We start from the raw sequence: 23111 nt of genomic DNA on the forward strand, positions 1-23111 counted from the left end.
CCGACACCGTCCTTGGCCTCCTGACCCCGAACGCCGACATCTGCTCCAACCCGATGGTGCGAGACGATGTTCCCGCAGGCCAGGCAGTTACCCCACTCGCCACTACGCCGATGGCGAACGGGAGACCGCCGCGCCCGCACGTCGCCCCCTCCCACTAGGCATGTCTTACCCGCAGGGACTGACACTCCATGCCGAGCGCACCGGTTCCCTCCGCTATGGGCGAACAACCTTGCGGCTCCCCCACCACCGGACGCTTCCCATTTCGGCACGATGTGCGATCAATAGGACACTCAGCGTAACTTGCCGCCTGTCCCACCGGTTGCACCCGGCATGACTGGCACGGTCTTCACGACCTCCACGGTCCCCCTTCCGCGCCGCCCCGTCGAACCGGGGGCGCCCGGCGCGCGCGGGCGCGGATCGGCGCGGCTGTGCGCGGTGCGGCGCTGGTACGAGGACGAGCTGGGCTGGCCGACCGTGCCCGGGTCTCCGCCGGGGCTGCCGACCGGGCTGCGCTTCGACGTCCTGGATGTGCCGGCCGCGGCGGGCGCGCGGGCGCTGCGGCATCTCGCGCCGGGTTCGCCGGTGGCCCTGCGGGGCGACCGGATGCGGCTGCTGGTGGCCGCGGGCGGCGCGGAGGAGATGCCGGGGCTGCTGGACTGGCTGGAGTGGAGCGCGGTGGCGCTCGATCTGCGGGTCCTGGGGGCGGGGGGCGTCATGGAGGCGCCGCTGCCGCCCGGCGGGCCGCTGCCGCCGTCCGGGAGCCTGAAGGGGGCCGCCGTGTGGCTGCGGCCCCCTGGGCCGGGACACGAGGCCGATGCCTCGCTGCCCGTGATGCCGGGCATGGGACGCGAGGGGAGCGCCCCAGATCTCGTACGGCTGGTGGACACGGTGGCGTTGTGGTGTCACCGGGTCCGGCTGCGGCGGGAATGCGGCGGGGTGCCGGTCTCGCCGTAGTGCCGTACTGATTGTCGTACCGAAATTCGACCGATTCGGCTGATCAGCCGTTGGCCTTCTCGTACGCCTCGCGGATGGAGGCGGGGACGCGGCCGCGGTCGTTGACCTCCAGGCCGTTCTCCTTGGCCCAGGCGCGGATCGCCGCGGTGTCCTGGTTGCCGCTGGAGGCGGCGCGCGCCTTTCCACGTCCACCGGAGGCACGGCCACCGGTACGACGACCACCCTTGACATAAGGGTCGAGAAGGCCGCGCAGCTTGTCCGCATTGGCGGTCGTGAGATCGATCTCGTACGTCTTGCCGTCCAGCGCGAACGTCACCGTCTCGTCCGCCTCGCCGCCGTCGAGGTCGTCGACAAGAAGGACCTGAACCTTCTGTGCCACCGGATTTCCTTTCATCGATAACGTTGAGGGTCAGGGTGCGCGCGTCCGCCCGTTTCGCCGCCCCTGTTATATGCAGTACTGCACTACGTCGGAAAGCAAACCGCTTTTGCGGGAAAAACACAAACCCCTGGGAGAGGGCTGAGGAGAGCTCACGGGCCGGAAAGATACGCGTTTCGGACATAGGGCACCGTGCATAGTCACCGGGCAAAGACGATCACAGATGCAGAAGCATCCGGCTGTTGCCCAAGGTGTTCGGTTTCACTCGTTCGAGTCCGAGGAACTCCGCGACGCCCTCGTCATAGGAGCGCAGGAGCTCCGCGTAGACATCGGTGTCGACCGGTGTCTCACCGATCTCGACGAAGCCGTGCTTCCCGAAGAAGTCGACTTCGAAGGTCAGGCAAAAAACCCGGCGAACACCGAGCCAACGTGCTGTGTGCAGCAACTTCTCCAGCAACTGATGGCCGACGCCCGCGCCCTTGAGGCCGGGCTTCACCGCGAGAGTGCGGACTTCCGCGAGGTCCTCCCACATGACGTGCAGCGCGCCGCAGCCGACGACCTCGGCGTTGTCGTCCCGTTCCGCGACCCAGAACTCCTGGATGTCCTCGTAAAGCGTGACCGTGGCTTTGTCGAGCAGGATGCGGCCCTGGACGTAGGCATCGAGGAGGTCGCGCACGGCCGGCACATCGCCGGTCCTGGCCCGGCGGACCGTGATGGCTTTTGCGGAGACTTCGGGACGCTCTGCGGACATGAGCGGACGCTATCGCCCGCCGGCGTCCTCCGCCGAGCCGGGGTTCTCCTGTTGCTCCGCTTGTGCGGGCCGCGGTTCCGCGGCTTCGGGGGCTTGCCGGGTTTCCGGTCCCTGGACGATGCGTACGGCGTCCTGAAGGGCCTGGCGCTGTTCCTCGCTCATCATCCCGAAGAAGGCGACGAGTGCGGCGGCGGGGTTGTCACTCTGTGACCAGGCGTCGTTCATGAGAGCGGCGGCGTAGGCGGCGCGGGTGGAGACGGCCTCATATCGATAGGCCCGGCCTTCCGCCTCGCGGCGCACCCAGCCCTTCTGATGGAGATTGTCCAAAACCGTCATCACGGTGGTGTACGCGATGGTGCGTTCCTGCTGGAGGTCTTCCAGGACTTCTCGAACGGTCACCGGGCGGTTCCACTTCCACACCCGCGTCATGACCGCGTCTTCGAGTTCTCCCAAGGGGCGAGGCACAACTCAGAACAATAGTGGGAGATCGGGGCAATGACGTGCCGGACGTGGCGGGACCTTGTAAATCCGGACAAAAAGGGCACGTGCGGGGAAACCGACAGCCGGTGACGGCTCTACGGGCTCGGCTCAGACGTCGGTCGCGGCGGAGCCGCCGCGCACCGCCTCCGCCCGCGCGATCGCGGCGTCGACAGCCGCGTCCTCCTTGGCCTTGGCCGCCCCACCCTGGGTCTTCACGATCACCCGAACCACACCGATGAAGAACACGGCCATCACGACCGGGGGCACAAGCGCGGAGACATAGTCCATACGACCAGAGTAGCCATGCCCTACCGGGCGAATCGGGCGGGGTGGGTATAGCCCGAGGGAGTGTCGGACTTCGGAACGCCGACCGGGACGCGGCCGCAGCCGACCCCGCACGGGCCCGCCCCGAAAGGGCCCGTGCGGGGGGTCCCGTTGTGTGCGGCGGCCCCGGCGGAAGCCCTGCCCCGGCAGCCTCACGGCGCCCGCCAGGAGGGTGGCCGCGCACCCCTCCCCGTCAGCAGACCAGCTGGTGCGGCGGAGCCGGGGGCTTGCGGCGGGGGAAGACTTCGCCGGGGGTCGGGATGGGGCGTTTGGGGGCGGCGGGGTCGGGCCGTTCGGCGGGGGCCGGCTTCGGGGCGGGCTTGGGGGGCTGCTTGTCGGCGTCCTCCGACTGTCGGGCCGCGCCGCCCGACAGGGCCAGCAGACGCGTCCGCGCGGGCGGCACCGCCGGCGCCGGGACCCTGCGCGCGCCCCGGGCGAAGCGAGCCCGGACGTCCTGCTCCGCCAGCACCCGGCAGCGCTCCAGCAGCGCCGCCGCCCTCGGGTTGCCGCGCAGCGCCCGCAGCGCCGCGAGATCGTCCGGCACCGGTCGGTACGCGGCGCCCAGCGCCTCCTCCAGAAGGGCGAAGTAGCCGGCCGCGGTACCGGGCAGCGCGGCCCGATAGCGGTCCAGATCGGCCAGCAGGAAGGCGCGCAGTCTCACCCCCTCGCGGATCGCCTCGTCGAGCGACTCGGCGAGCCGGAGGCAGTCCTGGACGTCCTCGGCGGACGTGCGGCCGGGGTGAAGGGCGAGGGCGAGGGCGCGGCGGAGCACACGCAGCTCCTCCGCGCCGAACGCCATGCCGCCGCGGGATCCGTATGGCGTGGGCATGCGGCGACGCTATCGCTAATCGGACAAAAGTGACACAACGGGATGATGTGTCGCGGGGGTTTCCCTCTAAAGCCTTGGTTCGAAGCCGAGACCCAAAGCTCGGCGGGATCCCAGGCATCGGAGTGATCAGAGCCGCGACATGTTCCGCTCGTACACCAGCCGCAGCCCGATCAGCGTCAGCCAGGGCTGGTGCTCGTCGATCACCGACGCCTCGCCGAGCACCATCGGCGCGAGGCCGCCCGTCGCGATCACCGTCACGTCGTCCGGGTCGTCCGCCAGCTCGCGCGCCATCCGGCCCACCACCCCGTCGACCTGGCCCGCGAAGCCGTACACGATGCCCGCCTGCATGGCCTCGACCGTGTTCTTGCCGATCACGCTGCGCGGCCGGGCGACCTCGATCTTGCGCAGCTGGGCGCCCTTGACGCCCAGCGCGTCGACGGAGATCTCGATGCCGGGGGCGATGACACCGCCCACGTACTCACCGCGCGCGGAGATCGCGTCGAAGGTGGTCGCCGTACCGAAGTCGACCACGATCGCCGGACCGCCGTACATGTCCACCGCCGCGACCGAGTTGACGATGCGGTCGGCACCGACCTCCTTGGGGTTGTCGGTGAGGATGGGCACGCCGGTCTTGACGCCCGGCTCGACCAGCACCGCGGGCACATCGCCGTAGTAGCGGCGGGTGACCTCGCGCAGTTCGTGCAGGACCGACGGGACGGTGGCACAGATCGCTATCCCGTCGATGCCGTCGCCCAGTTCGTCGCCGAGCAGCGGGTGCATGCCCATCAGGCCCTGGAGCAGCACCGCCAGCTCGTCGGCGGTGCGCCGGGCGTCGGTGGAGATGCGCCAGTGCTCCACGATGTCCTCGCCGTCGAACAGGCCGAGGACAGTTTGCGTGTTGCCGACGTCGATCGTGAGCAGCATGGCCGTTACTCCGCCTCCCGCAGGTCCAGGCCGATGTCCAAAATCGGCGAGGAGTGGGTGAGCGCGCCGACGGCGAGGAAGTCGACGCCCGTGTCGGCGTAGGCGCGCGCGGTCGCGAGCGTCAGCCGGCCCGAGGCCTCCAGGAGCGCCCGCCCGGCGACGATGCCGACGGCCTCCGCGCACTCGTCGGGCGTGAAGTTGTCCAGCAGGATCAGGTCGGCGCCCGCCTCCACGACCTCGCGCAGCTGGTGCAGCGTGTCGACCTCGACCTCGATCGGCACGTCCGGGAAGGACTCCCGTACGGCCTTGAACGCCTCGGCGACGCCGCCCGCGGCGACCACGTGGTTGTCCTTGACGAGGGCCGCGTCCGACAGGGACATGCGGTGGTTGACGCCGCCGCCCGCGCGGACCGCGAACTTCTCCAGGGCGCGCAGGCCCGGCGTCGTCTTGCGGGTGTCGCGGACCTTGGCCTTCGTGCCCTCCAGGGCGTCCGCCCACGCGCGCGTCGCGGTCGCGATGCCGGACAGCCGGCACAGCAGGTTCAGCGCGCTGCGCTCGGCGGTGAGCAGGTCCTGGGTGCGGGTGGTGACGGACAGCAGCCGCTGCCCGGCCTCGACCCGGTCGCCGTCCTCCACATGCCGCTCGACCTCGAACTCGTCCGTGCAGACCACGGAGAGCACGGCCTCGGCGACGCGCAGCCCGGCCACGACGCCCGCCTCGCGCGCGGTGAAGTCACCGGTGGCCACGGCCTCCTCGGAGATGGTCGCGACCGTGGTCACGTCCACCCCGCCGGCCAGGTCCTCCTGGATGGCCACGGTGGCGATGTCCTCGACCTCGATCGGGTCGAGCCCGGCGGCGGCCAGCAGCTCGGCGAGCACGGGGTCCAGCCCGCACTCCAGGTACTCCTCGTCGTGCTCCGCACCGCAGCCACAGCCGTCGCCGCAGCCGCCGGTCGTCACGAGGGGAAGGTCGTCGGTGCTCACGTCTGTCACTGCTCCTGTGGCGCTGGGTATTACCGGGTAGGGGGAAAGTCTGCTGTGTCGGTGGGGCGCACCGCCAGCGAACGGTCCGGATCGAGCGTGACGACGATATGGCGCCGCCAGCGGGCGTCGTCGCGCTCGGCGTGGTCCTCGCGCCAGTGGCAGCCGCGGGTCTCCTCGCGCAGCTGGGCGGCGGCGACCAGGACGCGGGCCACGCACAGGAGGTTGGTGGCCTCCCAGGTGTCCACGCCGGGCTCGGCGGTCTTGCCGTGCACGTCCAGGGCGTCCCGGGCGTCCGTGTGCAGCCGCTGGAGCTGCTCGGCGGCCCCGCCGAGGGACTCCGCGCTGCGCAGCACGCCCGCGCCCTGGGTCATGATCCGCTGGATGGCGAACCGGGACTCGGGGGCGAGCAGCGGGTGCGCGGGCCTGTCCGGGTGCGGGACCGGCTCGGGCACCCGCGCGGGCAGGCCGTCCGCGGCGCGCTCGGCGACGATGTCCGCGACGATCCGCTCGGCGTAGACCAGGCCCTCCAGGAGGGAGTTGGAGGCGAGCCGGTTGGCGCCGTGCACGCCGGTGCAGGCGCACTCCCCGCTCGCGTACAGGCCCGGCACGGTGGTGCGGCCGTGGTCGTCGGTGCGCACGCCCCCGGAGGCGTAGTGGGCGGCCGGGGCGATCGGGATGGACTCGGTGACCGGGTCGATGCCGTTGGCCCGGCAGGCGGCCAGGATGGTCGGGAAGCGGTGCTCCCACATCTCGGCGCCGAAGTGGCGGGCGTCGAGGAACATGTGCTCGGCGTCCCGCTCCTGCATCCGCCGCATGATGGCCTTGGCGACGATGTCCCGGGGCGCCAGCTCGGCCAGTTCGTGCTGCCCGACCATGAAGCGCACGCCGTCGGCGTCGACCAGGTGGGCGCCCTCGCCGCGCACCGCCTCGGAGACCAGCGGCTGCTGGCCCTCCGCGTCGGTGCCGAGGAACAGCACGGTCGGGTGGAACTGCACGAACTCCAGGTCGCTGACCTCGGCGCCCGCGCGCAGCGCGAGGGCCACGCCGTCGCCGGTGGACACCGGCGGGTTGGTGGTCGCGGCGAACACCTGACCCATGCCGCCGGTGGCGAGGACCACCGCGGGGGCGTGCACGGCGCCCACCCCGTCGTGCTGGCCCTCGCCCATGACATGCAGGGTGACGCCTGCCGTGCGGCCCTCGGCGTCCGTGAGCAGGTCCAGGACCAGCGCGTTCTCGATGGTGCGCAGACCGCGCGCGCGGACCGCCTCGACCAGCGCGCGGGAGATCTCGGCGCCGGTGGCGTCGCCGCCCGCGTGCACGATCCGGCGCCGGTGGTGGCCGCCCTCCCGGGTGAGCGCGAGACCGCCCTCGGAGGACTCGTCGAAGTGCGCGCCGGTCTCGATGAGCCGTCGTACCGCCCCCGGGCCCTCGGTGACCAGGAGGCGTACGGCCGTCTCGTCGCACAGGCCGGCGCCCGCCACCAGGGTGTCGTCCAGGTGCTGTTCGGGGGTGTCGCCCTCGCCGAGGGCGGCCGCGATGCCGCCCTGGGCCCAGCGGGTGGAGCCGTCGTCCAGACGGGCCTTGGTGACGACCACCGTGGTCAGCCCGGCGGCCTCGCAGCGCAGGGCCGCGGTCAGCCCGGCCACGCCGGACCCGACGACGACCACGTCCGCGGCGATGGCCCAGCCGGGGGCGGGCGCGTGCAGTCGTATGCCGGTGCTGGTCACGAGGCGGCTCCCAGGGTGCCGAAGGTGAGCGGGAGGTTGTCGATCAGCCGGGTGGCGCCGACCCGGGCCGCGACGGCGAGGACCGCCTCGCCGGTGAAGTCGTCGCCGATCTCGGTGAAGTCGGACGGGTCGACCAGGGCGAGGTAGTCCGGTTCGAGCGGCGGGTCGTAGCGCATCGCCTCGTCCAGGACCTGGCGGGCGGCGGCGCGGACGGCGGCCGGGCCGCCCGGGGCGGCGGTGGCCACCGCGTGCGCGTCGGCGGCCGCGCGGGACTCCCCTATCGCGCTCAGCGCCTCGGCGCGCGCCTGGGTGGCGGGCACTTCGAGGGCCCGTGCGCGCAGCGCCTCCTGCGCGGCGTGCCGGTCGCGGCCGGCGAACAGCGCGCGGGACAGGGCGAGCGCGGTGCGGCGCTCGTCGGGTGACAGGAAGCGGTTGCGGCTGGACAGCGCGAGGCCGTCCTCCTCGCGCACGGTCGGCACGCCGACGATCTCGATGCCGAAGTTCAGGTCCCGCACCATGCGCCGGATCAGGGCGAGTTGCTGGGCGTCCTTCTGGCCGTAGAGGGCGACGTCGGGGCGGGTGAGGTGGAGCAGCTTGGCGACGACGGTCAGCATGCCGTCGAAGTGGCCGGGCCGGGAGGAGCCCTCCAGGCGTTCGCCCATCGGGCCCGCGGTGACACGGACCTGGGGGTCGCCGCCGGGGTAGACCTCGTCCACGGAGGGCGCGAACACGGCGTCGGCACCGGCCTGTTCGGCGATCTTCAGATCGGCTTCCAGGGTGCGCGGGTAGCGGTCCAGGTCCTCGCCCGCGCCGAACTGGAGCGGGTTGACGAAGACGGTGACGACGACCTCGCCGTCCGGGCCCGCGATCTCGCGCGCGGTGCGGACGAGGGTGGCGTGGCCCTCGTGCAGGGCACCCATGGTCATCACGACGGCGCGGCGGCCCTTGCGGGTGCGGGCGTGCAGCTCCTGGGCGGTGTGGAGCAGGGCGGTGGTCATCGGTCGTTCCCCTCGGTGCCGGTCGGGCCGTCGGTGCCGTCGTTGTCGTCGCTCTCGATGCCGGGTGTGCCGGGCGGGCCGGGCGTGCCGGGCGTGCCCGGTGCGCCCGCGGCCGTGCCGTCGGCCAGCGCGCCGAGCAGGTCCTCGGCGAGTTCGGGCTTGAGCAGGCCGTGCGCGAGGGCGCGGTCGGCGGTGGCGCGGGCCATCGCGACATAGCCCGCGACGGCGGCCGGGGCGTGCTTGCGCAGCTCGACGAGGTGCGCGGCGACGGTGCCCGCGTCCCCGCGCGCGACCGGGCCGGTCAGGGCCGCGTCCCCGGAGCGCAGGGCGTTGTCCAGGGCGGCGCCGAGCAGCGGGCCGAGCATCCGGTCGGGGGCCTCGACACCGGCCGTGCGCAGCAGTTCCATGGCCTGGGCGACCAGGGTGACCAGGTGGTTGGCGCCGAGCGCGAGGGCCGCGTGGTAGAGCGGGCGGTTCTCCTCGCTGATCCATTCCGGCTCGCCGCCCATCTCGATCACCAGGGCCTGGGCGGCCAGCCGCAGTTCCTCGGGCGCGGTGACGCCGAAGGAGCAGCCCGCCAGGCGCTGGACGTCGACGGCGGTGCCGGTGAAGGTCATCGCGGGGTGCAGGGCGAGCGGCAGGGCGCCGGCCCGCAGGGCGGGGTCGAGGACCTTGGCGCCGTACCGTCCCGAGGTGTGCACGAGCAGCTGCCCCGGCCGGACGGCACCGGTCTCGGCGAGGCCGGTGACCAGGGCGGGCAGCACATCGTCGGGGACGGTGAGCAGCACCAGGTCGGCGCGCTGGAGGACCTCGGCGGGCGGGACCAGGGGCACGCCCGGAAGGAGGGCCTCGGCGCGCCTGCGGGAGGCGTCGGAGACACCGGAGACGGCCACCGGGCGATGCCCGGCGAGCTGGAGGGACGCGGCCAGCGCGGGGCCCACCCGGCCGGCGCCCACGACGCCGACGGTGAGCCGCGCGGGGCGGTCCTGGTGGTCTTGCTGGTGGACTGTACTCACGCGACGGCGGCCTTCCCGTTCCAGTCCGCTTCGGGTACCGGACGATGTACCGGACGATTTCTCGTCATGTTAACGCTATCTCGGTCCGGTGCCGACCGGTTGTCCACAGGCTGTGGGTTTCACCACCCCCGGTGCCGGTGCCGCGGAATTCCCGGTGCCCCGGGCGGCCCCGGCGCGGCATGATCCCGGGCATGACCGAGACATCTGGGCAGGACACGCACACCACGACCGGGGAGCGCACGGAGCCTACGGCCAGGGAGCGGTGGGCGGCCGTACGGCGGCGGGGCGCACGCCGGCTGAATCACGCGGCGGCGGGCGACTCGCTCCGCGAACGCCTCGCCGACCTGGCAGAGGCGGGCGCGGGGGTCTACGACCTGGACGAGCCGACCGACATCTACGGCAACCGGATCGTCGCCGACCTGGAGGAGCGGGTCGCCGCGCTGCTGGGCACCGAGGACGCCGCGTTCTTCCCGTCGGGCACGATGGCCCAGCAGGTGGCGCTGCGCTGCTGGGCGGGCCGCACCGGAAATCCCGCGGTGGCCCTGCACCCACTCGCCCACCCCGAGGTGCATGAACGCAACGCCCTCAGCCAGGTCAGCGGGCTGCGGCCGGTGCATGTGGGCAGCGGGATCAGCCAGCCGACGGCGGCGGAGATACGCGGCCTGGCGGAGCCCTTCGGCACGCTGATGCTCGAACTGCCGCTCCGGGACGCCGGTTTCGTGCTGCCCACCTGGGAGGAGCTGACCGAGCTGGTCGAGGCGGCGCGGGAGCGGGAGGCGGTGGTACATCTCGACGGCGCGCGCCTGTGGGAGTGCACCGAGCACTTCGGGCGCCCCCTGGCGGAGATCGCGGGCCTGGCCGACAGCGTCTACGTGTCGTTCTACAAGTCCCTCGACGGCCTCGGCGGCGCCGCGCTCGCCGGGCCCCGAACGCTGATCGAGGAGGCGCGGACCTGGCGGCACCGGTACGGCGGGCAGATCTTCCAGCAGTTCCCGACCGCGCTGTCCGCGCTCATCGGCCTGGAGCGGGCGCTGCCCCGGCTGCCCGAGTACGTCCGCCACGCGCGCGTGGTCGCCGGCGCGCTGCGCGAGGGGTTCGCCGAGGCGGGTCTGCCCTGGGCGCGGGTGCACCCGGAGGTGCCGCACACCCATGAGTTCCAGGTCTGGCTGCCGTACGCGCCCGAGGTGGTGGCCGAGGCGGCGCTGCGGCAGGCCGAGGAGACCTCGGTGGCCCTCTTCCCGGGCCACTGGTCGGGCGCCGCGGGCCCCGGCATGGCCTGCACGGAGGTGTCCGTGTGCGCGGCCGGCCTGGAGTGGACGGCGGAGGAGGTGCGGGCCGCCGTACAGGACTTCGTACGACGGCTGCCGGGGCGGGACTGAGGAGGACGGCCCCGGGGGCTGGCCGGTGCCGGGCGTCCGCGGCTCAGCGGTGGCCGCCGGCCCGCACCAGGCCGGTCTCGTAGGCCAGCACCACCACCTGCACCCGGTCCCGCAGCCCCAGCTTGGTGAGGATGCGGCCCACATGGGTCTTCACGGTCGCCTCGGACAGCACCAGCCGGGCCGCGATCTCCCCGTTGGACAGGCCCTGTGCGACCAGCACCATCACCTCGCGCTCCCGCTCGGTGAGCCGCTCCAGCTCCTTGTGCTTGGGGTCGCGGCTGCCGGAGGGCAGCATCGGCGCGAACCGGTCCAGCAGCCGGCGCGTGGTGGAGGGCGCCACCACCGCGTCACCGCTGTGCACGGCGCGGATGGCGGCCAGCAGCTCACCGGGCGGCACGTCCTTGAGCATGAAGCCGGACGCGCCCGCCTTCAGCCCGGAAAAGGCGTACTCGTCCAGGTCGAAGGTGGTCAGGATCAGCACCTTGGGCGGGTCGGGCTGCTCGCAGATGCGCCGGGTGGCCTCCACGCCGTCGAGCTTGGGCATACGGACGTCCATCAGGACGACGTCGACCTTGGTGGAGCGCAGCGCCTCCAGGGCCTCGACGCCGTCGCCCGCCTCGGCGACGACCTCCATGTCCGGCTGGGCGGCGAGCACCATTCCGAACCCGGTGCGCAGCAGCACCTGGTCGTCGACGAGCATCACGCGGATCGTCATCGGGGTCCTTCTTCCATCCGTCTTCGGTGACTCAGTGCGCCGGTTTGAGCGGCAGAAGGGCGCTGATACGGAACCCTCCGCCGGGACGCGGCCCGGCGTCCAGGGTGCCGCCGACCATGCCGACGCGCTCGCGCATCCCGATCAGGCCGTGCCCCCGGCCGTCGGCGCCGCCCTCCTCGTACAGCTCCTGCGGGGCGCCCTTGCCGTCGTCCTCCACGAGCAGGCCCAGACCGTCGTCGAAGTAGACCAGACGCACGCTCGCGCCCGTGTTCGGACCGCCGTGCTTGCGGGTGTTGGTGAGCGCCTCCTGCACGATCCGGTACGCGGTCAGCTCCACCCCGCTGGGCAGCGGGCGCGGGGTGCCCTCCACCTTGAAGTCGACGGGGAGGCCGGAGCGGCGGCACTGCTCGACCAGCTCGTCGATCTGCTCGACGTCGGGCTGCGGGACGTACTCCCCGCTCTCCTGGTGCTCACCGGTGCGCAGCACGCCCAGCAGGCGGCGCATCTCGGCGAGGGCCTGGCGGCCGGTCGAGGAGATCGTCTCCAGGGCCTTCCTCGCCTGGTCGGGGGCGGCGTCCAGGACGTAGGCGGCGCCGTCGGCCTGTACCACCATCACGGACACGTTGTGCGCGACGACGTCGTGCAGCTCCCGGGCGATCCGGGCGCGCTCGGCGGCGACCGCGACCTTCGACTGCGCCTCGCGCTCCTTCTCCAGGCGGGCCGCGCGCTCCTCCAGCTGGGCGAAGTAGGCGCGCCGGGTGCGCATGGAGTCGCCGAGCACCCAGGCGAGCGCGAACGGCACGGTCTGGAAGACCACGATGGCGACCCGCCCGAGGAAACTGGAGTGCTCCGCGGGCCAGCGCAGCTGCGCCATGGGCGCGGCGCAGAAACTGGCGACCAGGGCGAGCCGGGAGGCCCAGCGCGTGCCCATCGTGGCGACCGTGTAGGCGATCGCCAGCAGGGCGAAGTCGGCGACGGTCGTCTCCACGTCCAGCACCAGCTGGGCGAGGCCGGTGGCGAGCGCGAGCAGCAGCATCGGCTCCGGGAACCGGCGGCGCAGCGCGACGACGACGCACAGGACGGCGGAGACCACGATCGCCGCGGCGAACGAACCCCGGTGGGCGGGCGTCCCCTGAAGGTTGGCCTCGCTCAGCACCGACAGCCCGAACAGGACGACGGCCCAGAAGGAGTCGACCCCGGTCGGGTGGCGGCGGAGGAAGTCGTAGAGGCGCTGCACGTAACCCAGAGTAGGGAAACGGAATGCCCGACCGGGTCAACCGGAGGGCCGATCCGGGCCCGGCGGACGTACTCCCCAAGGTGGAGGAGATGATCATCTGTGGGCCTACCCTGGTGCCGTGACGCAGGAGACGCGGGGGCAGCGGCGGGACACCCCCGAAAGCCCGCGCGGCTGGCGGGCGGCAGCCCAGGAGGCCCTGTACGGCCCCGCCGGCTTCTACCGGCGCCCGGAGGGGCCCGGAGGGCACTTCCGGACGTCCGTGCACGCCTCACGGCTCTTCTCGGGGGCCGTGGCGGAGCTGCTCCGGCGGGTCGACGCGGCGCTGGGACGGCCCGCCGCGCTGGACTTCGTGGACATGGCCGCCGGGCGGGGCGAACTGGTCACCGGTGTGCTCGCCGCCCTGCCGCGGGAGGTGGCGGCGCGCGTGCGGCCGTACGCCGTGGAGATCGCCGACCGCCCCGACGGCCTGGACGAACGAGTTGTCTGGCGCGGCGAGCCCCCGGCGGAGATCACCGGGCTGCTGTTCGCCAACGAGTGGCTGGACAACGTGCCCGTGGACGTGGCCGAGACGGACCCGGCGGGTGTGCCCCGGTACGTGCTCGTCGGCGACGACGGCAGCGAGCGCCTCGGCGACCCGGTGGCCGGCGCGGACGCGGACTGGCTGGCGCGCTGGTGGCCGCTGGGCGGCGGGGAGGGGGCGCGGGCGGAGATCGGGCTGCCCCGCGACCGGGCGTGGGCGGCGGTCGCGGGCCGGGTGACGCGCGGGCTCGCGGTGGCCGTGGACTACGCCCACACCGCCGACTCGCGCCCTCCGTTCGGCACTCTCACCGGCTTCCGCGCGGGCCGCGAGACGATCCCCGTACCGGACGGGACCTGCGATCTCACGGCCCATGTCGCCCTGGACGCGTGCGCGGCGGCGGACGGGCGCCCGGCCCCCGCGCGCCTGCTGACCCAACGCGCCGCTCTGGGCGCCCTCGGCGTCACCGGCACGCGCCCCCCGCTGGCGCTCGCCTCCACCGACCCCTCCGCCTATGTGCGCGCCCTCGCGAGCGCCGGAGAGGCCGCCGAACTCACCGCCCGGGGCGGCCTCGGCGACTTCGGCTGGCTGCTCCGGACGGTGGACATCGCGGACCCGCTGACCTGAGCCGGCCTGCCGACCGGGCCGGGCCTACTTGTCGATGTCGCCGACCACGAAGAACATCGAGCCCAGGATCGCCACCATGTCCGCGACCAGCGTCCCGGGCAGCAGCTCGGTCAGTGCCTGGATGTTGTTGTACGACGCCGAGCGCAGCTTGAGCCGGTACGGGGTCTTCTCGCCCTTGCTCACCAGGTAGTACCCGTTGATCCCGAGCGGGTTCTCGGTCCAGGCGTACGTATGGCCCTCGGGCGCCTTCAGCACCTTCGGCAGCCGCTGGTTGATCGGTCCGGGCGCCAGCTGGGCGATCCGGTCCAGGCAGGCGTCCGCGAGGTCCAGCGCGTTGTGCGTCTGCGCCAGCAGCACCTCGAAGCGGGCCAGGCAGTCGCCCTCGCTGCGGGTGACGACCTTCAGCGTGTCCTGGAGCTCGCCGTACGCAAGATAGGGCTCGTCGCGGCGCAGGTCGAAGTTCACGCCCGAGCCGCGCGCGATGGGCCCGCTCACTCCGTAGGCGTGCACCGCCTCGGGAGCGAGCGCGCCGACCCCGCGCGTGCGCCCCCGGAAGATCTCGTTGCCGAGCACCAGGTCGTCGAAGACGTCCATGCGCGAGCGCACCGCCGCGACGGCCGCCCGGGCGCGGGTCGTCCACCCGGCGGGCAGGTCCTCCTTGAGGCCGCCGACGCGGTTGAACATGTAGTGCATGCGCCCGCCGGAGACCTCCTCCATGACGTTCTGGAGCACCTCGCGCTCGCGGAACGCGTAGAACACCGGGGTGATCCCGCCCAGTTCCAGCGGGTAGGAGCCGAGGAACATCAGGTGGTTGAGCACCCGGTTCAGCTCGGCGAGCAGGGTGCGCGTCCACACCGCGCGCTCGGGCACCTCCATGCCGAGCATCCGCTCCACGGCGAGGACCACGCCCAGCTCGTTCGAGAACGCCGACAGCCAGTCATGGCGGTTGGCCAGCATGACGATCTGCCGGTAGTCCCGCGCCTCGAAGAGTTTCTCGGCGCCGCGGTGCATATAGCCGATCACCGGCTCGGCCCGCACGATGCGCTCGCCGTCCAGCACCAGCTTGAGCCGCAGCACGCCGTGCGTGGACGGGTGCTGGGGCCCGATGTTGAGCACCATGTCGGTGCTCTCCGCGGCACCGCCGATCCCGACCGTGGTCTGCGTCGTAGGACTCATGCCCCCAGTTTCCCCCATGCCGGGACGCACGAGGGCCCGGCTCCCCAGAGCGGGAACCGGGCCCTGCGCAGGACGTGCGCCGTCAGGAGGCCGCGCTGCGCAGCCCCTGGATGTCGATCACCTCGGTCTCGTCGTGCGCCGTCAGGTCGATGACCTGGCCGACACCGCGCGCGCTCTCGTCGGCGGGCTTGAACTCCGCCTCCGCCTCGGCCTTGTGCACGGCCAGCGCCTCCTGGCCGACGACATCGGCCAGGTCCTCGTTCTGCACGGCGTCCAGCGCGGCCTTCGGTGTCGCCTTCTGCGTGCCGAAGAAGTCGAAACCACCTTCGGTCAGCGGGCGCCGCACCGGCGACGCCGGTACGACGGCCACGGCGGTCGGCACGGTGAAGTGCCCGGCGGAGGTCCGGCCCATGGGGGCGTCGGAGGCGGCGGAGGCCACGGGGAGTTCGGGGGCTCCGGGTGCCTCAGCGGTCTCGGCGGCCTTCGGGGTCCCGGTGGTCTCCGGCGCGGCGGGCTCGGCGGCCGTCGCGTGCCCGTCGGCCGTCAGCGGCCGGTCCTGCGCCGCCGCTTCACCGGCCGGCAGATCCTGCACGCCCTCGGCGCTCCCGAAGCTCTCGGCACCCGAGGCGCCCTCGGCGGCCGGCGCGTCCTCGCCTTCCGGCACGGGCTCGGCCTCGGCCCCGGGTGCCGTCTCGGCCCGGACCTCGTCCCGCCCGGCTATGTCTCCCTCGGCGCCGTCCCCTTTGGCACCGGCCTCGTCCTCGCCCACGGTCCCAGACGCGGACCCGGCCTCGGGCTCCGACGCGGAAGCGGACTCGGTGGCGGGGGCGGAGACAGTGGCGGTCTTCGCGCGCTCGGCGCCCCCCACCGAATCCCGCTCGAACGCCGCGAGTGCCCGAAGCGCCTGCCCGTACAGCTTGGCGCCCTCGGCCGAGAAGACGTCGTACGCCTTCTCCGCCTCCTCGCCGTCGGCGGTGTCCGGCTCGGCGCTCCGCGCGGGCGGCAGCGCCGGGGAAGCCGCGCGGGACGGCAGCGAGGGCGCCGTACGCCCGGCCGGCTCCAGCGCGGGCGCGCCCGACTCGATCTCCAGCAGGCGGCGCCCCTCCAGGGCGCTGGCGCGCTCGGTCTCCGCGGTGGCGTAGCGGCGCAGCAGGGCGGCGTGCTCATTGCGCAGGCCCGCCAGTTCGGCGCGCTTGGCACGCAGCCGCTGCTCCAGCTTGCCGCGCAGTTCGCGCGACTCCTCCAGGTCGGTCTCCAGCTCGGCGACCCGTTCCTCGAAGCGCCATTCGTCGCCGGCCCGGGCGCGGGTGAGGTCGGCGACCTGTTTGCCCGCGTGGATGTCCCAGCGGCGCATCACGAACGCACCGGCGAGGGCGGTCGCCGCGGCGGCCCCGGCCAGCACGCGCAGGACCGCGGCCTCGGAGAACACCCAGGGACCCAGCGCGCACACGACGGAGACGCCGGCGATCGCGGAGGGAGGCAACAGCCGGTGCAGAGGCGGGGAATGGCGATGGCGTCCACGTGGCATGGCCAGAAACTTACCGCGCGTAGGCGAACGATGGGCGCCCGCCCCGCAAAAACACGGCCATACCGAGCGCTTCACAGGGCGTCAGGATCGAAACGCTCAGTGCGAGACAAGCCGGGCACTGAGCCACTGGAGCGCCGCCGGGATCTCCCGGCGCCAGGTGTTGAAGTTGTGGCCGCCGCTCGGGAGGATGATCGAAGAAACCCTGGTCACGTTCGTGTCCTGGACGTTCTTGATGAACCGAAGCGTGTCCTTGTAGTTGTGCTCACCGATTTTGCTGCTGGTGACGAGCAGTGACGTTTCCGGGGCCGACTGGTGCTTGAGCATCCAGAAGAGGTTGGCACGATCGCGCAGGTTCTTGTCCCCGTGGAACAGGTCACCGGTGGTCGCGTCGATCGGCGCCTTGTAGTACGGCGACAGGCCCACGGCGGCGCCGTACGCCTTCGGGTGGTGCATGGCGATCTTCAGCGCGCAGTACCCGCCGGTCGAGTCGCCGATGATGCCCCAGCTCGCGGGCGTGGCGTCCACCCGATAGCGGCTCATCACCGACTCGCGCAGGTCCTTGGCGAAGAACGTCTCCGTCTTCGGGCCCCCGGGCACGTCCACGCACTCGGTGTCCCGCGGCGGCGCCACGGACGGGCGCAGCATCACCAGGATCATCGGCTGCATCTTGCCGTCCTTGGTGAGGCGTTGTGCCGTGCTCGGGTAGTCCAGCTTGTCCACCAGCGCCTGCGCGGTGCCGGGGTAGCCGGTCAGCACGACCGAGACCGGGAACTTGCGGTTGCGCTCGCCCGCCTGGAAGTACTCCGGCGGCAGGTACACGAACGCGGGCGCCGCGATCTTCGTCGTACGGCCCAGGATGTCGATCTTCTGCACCTGCCCGGCCACCTGCGGCACCCCGCTGCTGACCCCCGGCACCCGGGAGGCGGAGACCACCCGGATCGGGCTGGCGGCGCCGTCCGCTATGTGGTCGACGACCACGCCCTGGCCGTCCTCCTGCCCGAACAGGTCCGCCCAGGTCGCGTAGAAGCCGAAGGCCTGGTTGGCGGCGAGGCCCACCGAGGCGAACACCGCGACCTGGGTGGCGAGCAGCAGCCCGACCCGCCCGCTGACGGCCCGCCAGTGCTGCCGGGCGAGGCGTGGCCATAGCCACACCGTGCCCGCGAACAGCACCACGGCGAACATGATCGCCAGCAGCAGCACCTTGTTGCTCGTGAGACCCATGGACTGTTCCTGCCTGCGCTCCAGGCCCCTCGCGCGCCCACGCTTCGTCGCGTGGGTTTGCCCAGGGCTTTCCTCGGCCTTTGGCCCGACTTTCCGGTGGGGAGTGAACCTCTCTCCCCAAGACACCGTCCTAGAGGGCGCAATGTCACCGGATGCCCGATCGGGCCCGGGTTCAAGGTCTCTCGCAGAACTACGGGATGCGATGTCTGTCAGGATAGATGGGGAAATGTCGGGCGGGGTTCCGGGCCGATCAAGCCGGGCGCGGCGCATACTGCGCGGCCCGCGCCCCGAGGCCGTTCCCGGCCTGGTCGGCAGGGCTGTCGCCCTCGTCGGGCTCCTGGACATCGCCGCCGGGGTCTTCCCGCGCTTCCGGCACAGCCGTATGCACACCCTCGCCGAGGTGCTGCCCGGGTCCTTCGGGCCCTTCGCGGCGGCGCTCTCGCTGAGCACAGGTGTGCTGTTGCTGCTGCTCGCGCACGGACTCAGGCGGCGCAAGCGCCGGGCATGGCGCGCCGCGGTCGCGCTGCTGCCGGCCGGCGCGGTGGCCCAGCTGGCCTACCGGCACTCGCTGATCGGCCTGCTGATCACGATCGTGCTGCTGGTACCACTGGTGCGGCACCGCCGGGAGTTCGCGGCCCTGCCCGACCCGCGCAGCCGCTGGCGCGCGCTCGCCAACTTCGTGCTGATGAGCGCCGGTTCGCTGATCCTCGGGCTGATCATCGTCAGCGTCCACCCGCACCGCACGCTGGGCGACCCGAGCCTGGCCGACCGGCTCACCCATGTCGTCTACGGCCTGTTCGGCTTCGAGGGCCCGGTCGACTACCAGGGCGCGACGTCCTGGACCGTCGCCTTCTCGCTCGGCGCACTCGGCTGGCTCACCGCCGTCACCACGATCTACCTGGCCTTCCGCCCCGAGCACCCGGCCGCCCGGCTCACCGAGGACGACGAGGTCAAACTGCGCGAGCTGCTGGTCAAGCACGGCCGCCGCGACTCCCTCGGCCACTTCGCGCTGCGCCGCGACAAGGCGGTCGTCTTCTCGCCCAGCGGCAAGGCGGCGGTCACCTACCGCGTCATCTCCGGCGTGATGCTCGCCAGCGGCGACCCCATCGGCGACGTCGAGGCCTGGCCGGGCGCCATCGAGCGCTTCATGGACGAGGCAAAGGCGCACTCCTGGACCCCCGCGGTCGTGGGCTGCTCGGAGACCGGGGGCGAGGTGTGGACCCGCGAGACCGGCCTGGACGCCCTGGAACTGGGCGACGAGGCGGTGGTGGACGTCGCGGATTTCTCGCTCGCCGGGCGCGCCATGCGCAACGTCCGGCAGATGGTCAAGCGCATCGAGCGGGCCGGCTACGAAACCCGGGTACGGCGTATCTCTGACCTCGGCGAGACGGAACTGGAGCGCATCCGGCGGGCCGCGGAGGACTGGCGCGGCACCGACACCGAGCGCGGCTTCTCCATGGCGCTGGGCCGCATCGGCGACCCGTCCGACGGCGACTGCCTCATAGCCACCGCCCACAAGGCCGACGACGAACCCGGTGAGTACGGCGACCTGAAGGCGATCCTGCACTTCGTGCCCTGGGGCACCGACGGCGCCTCGCTCGACCTGATGCGCCGCGACCGCAGCGCCGACCCCGGCATGAACGAACTGCTGATCGTGGCCGCCCTCCAGGCCGCCCCCAAGTTCGGCGTCGCCCGGGTCTCGCTGAACTTCGCCATGTTCCGCTCCGCCCTCGCACGCGGCGAGAAGATCGGCGCGGGCCCGGTGCTGCGCGCCTGGCGCGGGCTGCTGGTGTTCCTCTCGCGCTGGTTCCAGATCGAGTCGCTGTACAAGTTCAACGCCAAGTTCCAGCCGCGCTGGGAGCCGCGCTTCATCGTCTACCGCGCCACCACCGACCTGCCCCGCATCGGCTTCGCCACCATGCAGGCCGAGGGCTTCGTCACCCTGGCCCTGCCACTGCCCCGCTTCCTGCGCCGCCGGCGCTCGGCAGCCGAACGCGCGTGCGCCCACACGGTGGCCGAACGGGACGCCCGTGCGGCGTGATCACCCTTCCCGGCGCCGCCTGAACCCTCCGGGCCGTGGCGGCGCCGCCCGGGGCCTACGCTGAACGTATGAACAACCACAGCGGGCGCGGCCGAGTGGCGGGCCTTCCGGCATGGGACCGGTGCGCGGTCATGGGGGTCGTGAACGTCACCCCCGATTCCTTCTCCGACGGCGGCCGCTGGTTCGACACCACCGCGGCCGTCAAGCACGGCCTCGACCTGGTCGCCGAGGGCGCCGACCTGGTGGACGTGGGCGGCGAGTCCACCCGCCCGGGCGCCACCCGGGTGGACGAGGACGAAGAGCTGCGGCGGGTCGTCCCGGTCGTGCGCGGACTCGCCTCCGAGGGCGTCGTGGTCTCCGTGGACACCATGCGCGCCTCCGTCGCGGCCCGCTCCCTCGAAGCCGGCGCGGCCCTCGTCAACGACGTCAGCGGCGGGCTCGCCGACCCCGAGATGATCCCGGTCGTCGCCGACGCCGGAGCCCCCTTCATCGTCATGCACTGGCGCGGCCTCCTGGAGGGCGCCGCCGTCCACGGGGTGTACGACGACGTCGTCGGCGAAGTCGTCGACGAACTGCGCGCCCGGTTGGACGCCGTACTGGCCGGGGGCGTCGCGCCCGACCGGATCGTGGTCGACCCCGGTCTCGGCTTCTCCAAGGAGGCCGAGCACGACCTCGCCCTCCTCGCCCACCTCGACCGGCTGACCGCCCTCGGCCACCCCCTGCTGGTGGCCGCCTCCCGCAAGCGGTTCCTCGGCCGGGTCCTCGCCGGACCCGAGGGCGCGCCCCCGCCCGCCCGGGAGCGCGACGCCGCCACCGCCGCCGTCTCCGCGCTCGCCGCGCAGGCCGGTGCCTGGGCCGTACGCGTCCACGAGGTGCGCGCCACCGCCGACGCCGTACGGGTCGCGCGCGCGGTCGAGGCGGCCCGGACGACGGACGGAGCCCGGTGAGCGCCCCGCACACCGACGTCGAACAGGTCGAAGCCGCCAACACCGCCTTCTACGAGGCCCTGGAACGCGGTGACTTCGAGGAGGTCTCGGCCCTCTGGCTCACCCCCGCCGACCTGGGCGTGGACGAGGAGTACCACGACCCCGCGGACAGCGGCGTGATCTCCTGTGTGCACCCCGGCTGGCCGGTGCTCACCGGGCGCGGCGAGGTCCTCAGGTCGTACGCCCTGATCATGGCGAACACCGACTACATCCAGTTCTTCCTCACCGACGTCCATGTCTCCGTCACCGGCGACACCGCGCTGGTGACCTGCACCGAGAACATCCTCAGCGGCGGCCCCGCCCCGGCGGAGGGCGACGAACTCGGGCCGCTGGTCGGCCAGCTCGTCGTCGCCACCAATGTGTTCCGGCGCACATCCGAGGGCTGGAAGCTCTGGTCGCACCACGCCTCCCCCGTGCTCGCCGAGACCGACGACGATGACACCGAGGGCGACGACGACGGCACGAACGGCCTGCATCCGGACGACGGTCCGCTCGGCTGAGCGAGCGGGAACCGGACGGGAAAAGGGGCGGTCGGCCGGACGGTTCCCGGAAGTGGTTGGAATCACCTCCCCCTGGGTATGACCGGCTACCAACCCCCGACGCGACCGGGTTCACCGGGGAAAACGGGCGGGGAGCCCTGCCGTTCCCGGCCGCGCCCGCGCCCCTGGGGCCCGGCGCTGTCGGTGCCCGCAGGTAGATTCGTCTGCGACCGGTGTCTCGCACGCACGCGGTACGACCGGTCGTTCCCGACGATTGCAGGAGTGATTCGCGTGGATCGTGTCGCGCTGCGCGGCCTGAAGGCTCGCGGGCACCATGGCGTGTTCCCCAGGGAACGCGAGGAGGGCCAGACCTTCCTCGTGGACCTCGTCCTGGGCCTGGACACCCGGCCGGCCGCGGCCGACGACGACCTGACGAAGACCGTGCACTACGGCGTCGTGGCCGAGGAGGTCGTGGCCGTGGTCGAGGGCGAGCCGGTGAACCTCATCGAGACCCTCGCCGAGCGGATCGCCCAGACCTGCCTGAAACACGAAGGGGTCCAGGAGGTCGAGGTGTGCGTCCACAAGCCGGACGCCCCGATCACCGTCCCCTTCGACGACGTGACCGTCACCATCACCCGGAGCCGAGTATGACCCGACCTTTCGTCCAGGGTCACAGTGACCCGACCGTCCAGCCGGTGCCCGCCTCGGTCGTCGAGCGGGTGGACGCCGCGGACACCACCCTCCAGAACCCCAAGTGGGCCGTGATCTCCATCGGTTCCAACCTCGGCAACCGCCTGGAGACCCTCCAGGGCGCCGTGGACGCGCTGGAGGACACGCCCGGCGTCCGCGTGAAGGCCGTCTCGCCGGTCTACGAGACCGAGCCGTGGGGCGTCGAGCCCGGCAGCCAGCCGTCGTACTTCAACGCCGTCGTGGCCCTGAAGACCACCCTGCCGCCGTCCTCCCTGCTGGAGCGGGGCCATGCCATCGAGGAGGCGTTCAACCGCGTCCGCGACGAGCGCTGGGCGCCGCGCACCCTGGACGTGGACATCGTCGCCTACGCCGATGTCACCTCCGACGACCCGCAGCTGACCCTGCCCCACCCGCGCGCCCACGAGCGCGCCTTCGTACTCGCGCCCTGGCACGACGTGGACCCCGGCGCCCAGCTGCCCGGCCGCGGCGCCGTGGCCGAGCTGCTCGCCGCCGTCACCCGCGAAGGTGTCGAGCCGCGCGCGGACCTGGAACTCCGACTGCCCGAGTAGTCGTTAAGGTCAACGACGACTCGGCAGTCAAGCATCCGGGCTCATCCGGGACCCGGGCCGGGGGAACTGAAGGGACACCGTGAGAGAGCTGCGCATCAGGGTGCTGGTCGGCGTGTTCGTCGTGGCCGGCATCCTGTCCTGGGCGGGCGCCCGCCTCTGGAACTCGATCGGGACCCTGCCCAGCGTCCCCCTGGCCGCACCCGTCGTGCTCGCCCTGATCGCCGTGGTGCTGCTGGCCACGGCGCTCTCGCTGCGCGCCCGCTTCAAGGCCCAGCGCGAGCGGCGCCCCGGCGCGAAGGGCGTCGACCCGCTGATGGCGGCCCGCGCGGTCGTCTTCGCCCAGGCCAGCGCCCTGGTCGCCGCCCTCGTCGCCGGGATGTACGGCGGCACGGGCGTGTTCCTGCTGGAGCTGCTCGACCTTCCGCCCCGCCGCGACCAGGCCTTCTACGCCGGTTTCTCCGTCCTGGCCGGACTCGCCGTCATAGCGGCCGCCCTCTTCCTGGAGCGCGTCTGCAAGCTCCCCGAGGACGACGACCAGGACCACCACCAGGGCGCGGAACCGGCGGCGTGACCGCCGGTCCCCC

General features: G+C 72.7%; 24 protein-coding genes. 9 read left to right on the forward strand and 15 right to left on the reverse strand.

The genetic code is table 11. The features are described 5' to 3' along the window. The first annotated feature begins 330 nt into the window (after positions 1–330). Positions 331–954, forward strand: a complete 624-nt coding sequence (locus HEP81_RS17465; protein ID WP_190276003.1) for an SCO3374 family protein — start codon at positions 331–333, stop codon at positions 952–954. Positions 955–997: 43 nt separating this feature from the next. Here the strand turns inward: HEP81_RS17465 and HEP81_RS17470 are convergent, their stop codons facing one another. The 10 genes from HEP81_RS17470 to HEP81_RS17515 form a co-directional block, all read right to left on the reverse strand. Continuing rightward, positions 998–1333, reverse strand: a complete 336-nt coding sequence (locus tag HEP81_RS17470; RefSeq protein ID WP_037660325.1) for a histone-like nucleoid-structuring protein Lsr2 — start codon at positions 1331–1333, stop codon at positions 998–1000. A gap of 214 nt (positions 1334–1547) precedes the next feature. Then, positions 1548–2081, reverse strand: a complete 534-nt coding sequence (locus HEP81_RS17475) for an amino-acid N-acetyltransferase (RefSeq protein WP_037660327.1) — start codon at positions 2079–2081, stop codon at positions 1548–1550. 9 nt (positions 2082–2090) lie between these two features. After that, positions 2091–2510 (reverse strand): BlaI/MecI/CopY family transcriptional regulator, encoded by a 420-nt coding sequence (locus tag HEP81_RS17480; RefSeq protein WP_037660328.1) that lies wholly within the window; start codon positions 2508–2510, stop codon positions 2091–2093. A gap of 159 nt (positions 2511–2669) precedes the next feature. Beyond that, positions 2670–2849 (reverse strand): hypothetical protein, encoded by a 180-nt coding sequence (locus HEP81_RS17485; RefSeq protein ID WP_037660329.1) that lies wholly within the window; start codon positions 2847–2849, stop codon positions 2670–2672. Positions 2850–3078: 229 nt separating this feature from the next. Beyond that, positions 3079–3684, reverse strand: a complete 606-nt coding sequence (locus HEP81_RS17490; RefSeq protein ID WP_037660330.1) for a hypothetical protein — start codon at positions 3682–3684, stop codon at positions 3079–3081. A 156-nt stretch (positions 3685–3840) separates the two neighbouring features. Next, positions 3841–4638, reverse strand: a complete 798-nt coding sequence (locus HEP81_RS17495; protein ID WP_037660331.1) for a type III pantothenate kinase — start codon at positions 4636–4638, stop codon at positions 3841–3843. A 5-nt stretch (positions 4639–4643) separates the two neighbouring features. Then, complete coding sequence (gene nadC, locus HEP81_RS17500) at positions 4644–5621, reverse strand: carboxylating nicotinate-nucleotide diphosphorylase (RefSeq protein WP_037660332.1); 978 nt, start codon at positions 5619–5621, stop codon at positions 4644–4646. A gap of 29 nt (positions 5622–5650) precedes the next feature. Then, positions 5651–7348, reverse strand: a complete 1698-nt coding sequence (locus HEP81_RS17505) for an L-aspartate oxidase (RefSeq protein ID WP_037660334.1) — start codon at positions 7346–7348, stop codon at positions 5651–5653. Next, entirely contained in the window at positions 7345–8346 is a 1002-nt protein-coding gene (panC, locus tag HEP81_RS17510; protein WP_037660336.1) for a pantoate--beta-alanine ligase, read from the reverse strand. Before panC ends, HEP81_RS17505 begins: the two co-directional genes overlap by 4 nt. Next, positions 8343–9362 carry a Rossmann-like and DUF2520 domain-containing protein gene (locus HEP81_RS17515; RefSeq protein WP_037660338.1) on the reverse strand — a complete coding sequence of 340 codons (1020 nt, stop codon included), beginning with the start codon at positions 9360–9362 and terminating at the stop codon, positions 8343–8345. The genes panC and HEP81_RS17515 overlap by 4 nt, the downstream gene beginning before the upstream one ends. Before the next feature lie 179 nt (positions 9363–9541). On the opposite strand from HEP81_RS17515, the gene HEP81_RS17520 reads away from it, so the two are divergent. After that, positions 9542–10741: a threonine aldolase family protein gene (locus HEP81_RS17520; RefSeq protein WP_037660340.1), complete on the forward strand. Its 1200-nt coding sequence runs from the start codon at positions 9542–9544 to the stop codon at positions 10739–10741. A gap of 43 nt (positions 10742–10784) precedes the next feature. Here HEP81_RS17520 and HEP81_RS17525 read toward each other — a convergent pair whose 3' ends face one another. Together HEP81_RS17525 and HEP81_RS17530 are read right to left on the reverse strand one after the other, a co-directional pair. After that, on the reverse strand, positions 10785–11456 hold the full coding sequence (locus tag HEP81_RS17525; protein WP_037660342.1) for a response regulator: 672 nt from the start codon (positions 11454–11456) through the stop codon (positions 10785–10787). A 31-nt stretch (positions 11457–11487) separates the two neighbouring features. Further along, positions 11488–12693, reverse strand: coding sequence for a sensor histidine kinase (locus HEP81_RS17530; protein ID WP_037660344.1), 1206 nt, complete (start codon positions 12691–12693; stop codon positions 11488–11490). Positions 12694–12811: 118 nt separating this feature from the next. Here HEP81_RS17530 and HEP81_RS17535 point away from each other — a divergent pair, with 118 nt between their 5' ends. Continuing rightward, the gene (locus tag HEP81_RS17535; protein ID WP_037660346.1) at positions 12812–13837 is read left to right on the forward strand and encodes an SAM-dependent methyltransferase; all 1026 of its coding nucleotides are present in this window, start codon (positions 12812–12814) and stop codon (positions 13835–13837) included. Between the two features lie 24 nt (positions 13838–13861). Here HEP81_RS17535 and HEP81_RS17540 read toward each other — a convergent pair whose 3' ends face one another. The 3 genes from HEP81_RS17540 to HEP81_RS17550 all read right to left on the reverse strand — a co-directional run bounded on the left by HEP81_RS17540 (position 13862) and on the right by HEP81_RS17550 (position 17762). Continuing rightward, positions 13862–15013, reverse strand: coding sequence for an NADH-quinone oxidoreductase subunit D (locus HEP81_RS17540; RefSeq protein WP_037660348.1), 1152 nt, complete (start codon positions 15011–15013; stop codon positions 13862–13864). Between the two features lie 82 nt (positions 15014–15095). After that, positions 15096–16541 carry a hypothetical protein gene (locus HEP81_RS17545; protein ID WP_172636891.1) on the reverse strand — a complete coding sequence of 482 codons (1446 nt, stop codon included), beginning with the start codon at positions 16539–16541 and terminating at the stop codon, positions 15096–15098. Between the two features lie 96 nt (positions 16542–16637). Then, positions 16638–17762, reverse strand: coding sequence for an alpha/beta hydrolase (locus HEP81_RS17550; RefSeq protein WP_037660349.1), 1125 nt, complete (start codon positions 17760–17762; stop codon positions 16638–16640). A 226-nt stretch (positions 17763–17988) separates the two neighbouring features. Between HEP81_RS17550 and HEP81_RS17555 the strand changes: the two genes are divergently transcribed. The 6 genes from HEP81_RS17555 to HEP81_RS17580 all read left to right on the forward strand — a co-directional run bounded on the left by HEP81_RS17555 (position 17989) and on the right by HEP81_RS17580 (position 23098). After that, positions 17989–19803 carry a phosphatidylglycerol lysyltransferase domain-containing protein gene (locus tag HEP81_RS17555; protein ID WP_037660352.1) on the forward strand — a complete coding sequence of 605 codons (1815 nt, stop codon included), beginning with the start codon at positions 17989–17991 and terminating at the stop codon, positions 19801–19803. Between the two features lie 68 nt (positions 19804–19871). Then, on the forward strand, positions 19872–20750 hold the full coding sequence (gene folP, locus HEP81_RS17560; RefSeq protein WP_078967573.1) for a dihydropteroate synthase: 879 nt from the start codon (positions 19872–19874) through the stop codon (positions 20748–20750). After that, entirely contained in the window at positions 20747–21289 is a 543-nt protein-coding gene (locus tag HEP81_RS17565; protein WP_037660354.1) for a nuclear transport factor 2 family protein, read from the forward strand. Before folP ends, HEP81_RS17565 begins: the two co-directional genes overlap by 4 nt. A gap of 270 nt (positions 21290–21559) precedes the next feature. Beyond that, positions 21560–21919 (forward strand): dihydroneopterin aldolase, encoded by a 360-nt coding sequence (folB, locus tag HEP81_RS17570; RefSeq protein WP_037660356.1) that lies wholly within the window; start codon positions 21560–21562, stop codon positions 21917–21919. Next, complete coding sequence (folK, locus tag HEP81_RS17575) at positions 21916–22527, forward strand: 2-amino-4-hydroxy-6-hydroxymethyldihydropteridine diphosphokinase (RefSeq protein ID WP_037660357.1); 612 nt, start codon at positions 21916–21918, stop codon at positions 22525–22527. Before folB ends, folK begins: the two co-directional genes overlap by 4 nt. Positions 22528–22606: 79 nt before the next feature. After that, positions 22607–23098 (forward strand): DUF3180 domain-containing protein, encoded by a 492-nt coding sequence (locus HEP81_RS17580; RefSeq protein WP_037660358.1) that lies wholly within the window; start codon positions 22607–22609, stop codon positions 23096–23098. Positions 23099–23111 lie beyond the last annotated feature (13 nt).

Source organism: Streptomyces griseofuscus (genome assembly GCF_014673495.1).
In the GTDB taxonomy this organism is placed as follows: domain Bacteria; phylum Actinomycetota; class Actinomycetes; order Streptomycetales; family Streptomycetaceae; genus Streptomyces; species Streptomyces murinus.

Excerpts from the sequence above, each read along its gene's own strand:
- HEP81_RS17465 (WP_190276003.1), top strand. The coding sequence starts at position 331 with ATGACTGGCACGGTCTTCACGACCTCCACGGTCCCCCTTCCGCGCCGC.
- HEP81_RS17475 (WP_037660327.1), bottom strand. The coding sequence starts at position 2,081 with ATGTCCGCAGAGCGTCCCGAAGTCTCCGCAAAAGCCATCACGGTCCGC.
- HEP81_RS17480 (WP_037660328.1), bottom strand. The coding sequence starts at position 2,510 with ATGACGCGGGTGTGGAAGTGGAACCGCCCGGTGACCGTTCGAGAAGTC.
- HEP81_RS17485 (WP_037660329.1), bottom strand. The coding sequence starts at position 2,849 with ATGGACTATGTCTCCGCGCTTGTGCCCCCGGTCGTGATGGCCGTGTTC.
- HEP81_RS17490 (WP_037660330.1), bottom strand. The coding sequence starts at position 3,684 with ATGGCGTTCGGCGCGGAGGAGCTGCGTGTGCTCCGCCGCGCCCTCGCC.
- HEP81_RS17495 (WP_037660331.1), bottom strand. The coding sequence starts at position 4,638 with ATGCTGCTCACGATCGACGTCGGCAACACGCAAACTGTCCTCGGCCTG.
- panC (WP_037660336.1), bottom strand. The coding sequence starts at position 8,346 with ATGACCACCGCCCTGCTCCACACCGCCCAGGAGCTGCACGCCCGCACC.
- HEP81_RS17520 (WP_037660340.1), top strand. The coding sequence starts at position 9,542 with ATGATCCCGGGCATGACCGAGACATCTGGGCAGGACACGCACACCACG.
- HEP81_RS17525 (WP_037660342.1), bottom strand. The coding sequence starts at position 11,456 with ATGACGATCCGCGTGATGCTCGTCGACGACCAGGTGCTGCTGCGCACC.
- HEP81_RS17540 (WP_037660348.1), bottom strand. The coding sequence starts at position 15,013 with ATGAGTCCTACGACGCAGACCACGGTCGGGATCGGCGGTGCCGCGGAG.
- HEP81_RS17545 (WP_172636891.1), bottom strand. The coding sequence starts at position 16,541 with ATGCCACGTGGACGCCATCGCCATTCCCCGCCTCTGCACCGGCTGTTG.
- HEP81_RS17550 (WP_037660349.1), bottom strand. The coding sequence starts at position 17,762 with ATGGGTCTCACGAGCAACAAGGTGCTGCTGCTGGCGATCATGTTCGCC.
- HEP81_RS17555 (WP_037660352.1), top strand. The coding sequence starts at position 17,989 with ATGTCGGGCGGGGTTCCGGGCCGATCAAGCCGGGCGCGGCGCATACTG.
- folP (WP_078967573.1), top strand. The coding sequence starts at position 19,872 with ATGAACAACCACAGCGGGCGCGGCCGAGTGGCGGGCCTTCCGGCATGG.
- folK (WP_037660357.1), top strand. The coding sequence starts at position 21,916 with ATGACCCGACCTTTCGTCCAGGGTCACAGTGACCCGACCGTCCAGCCG.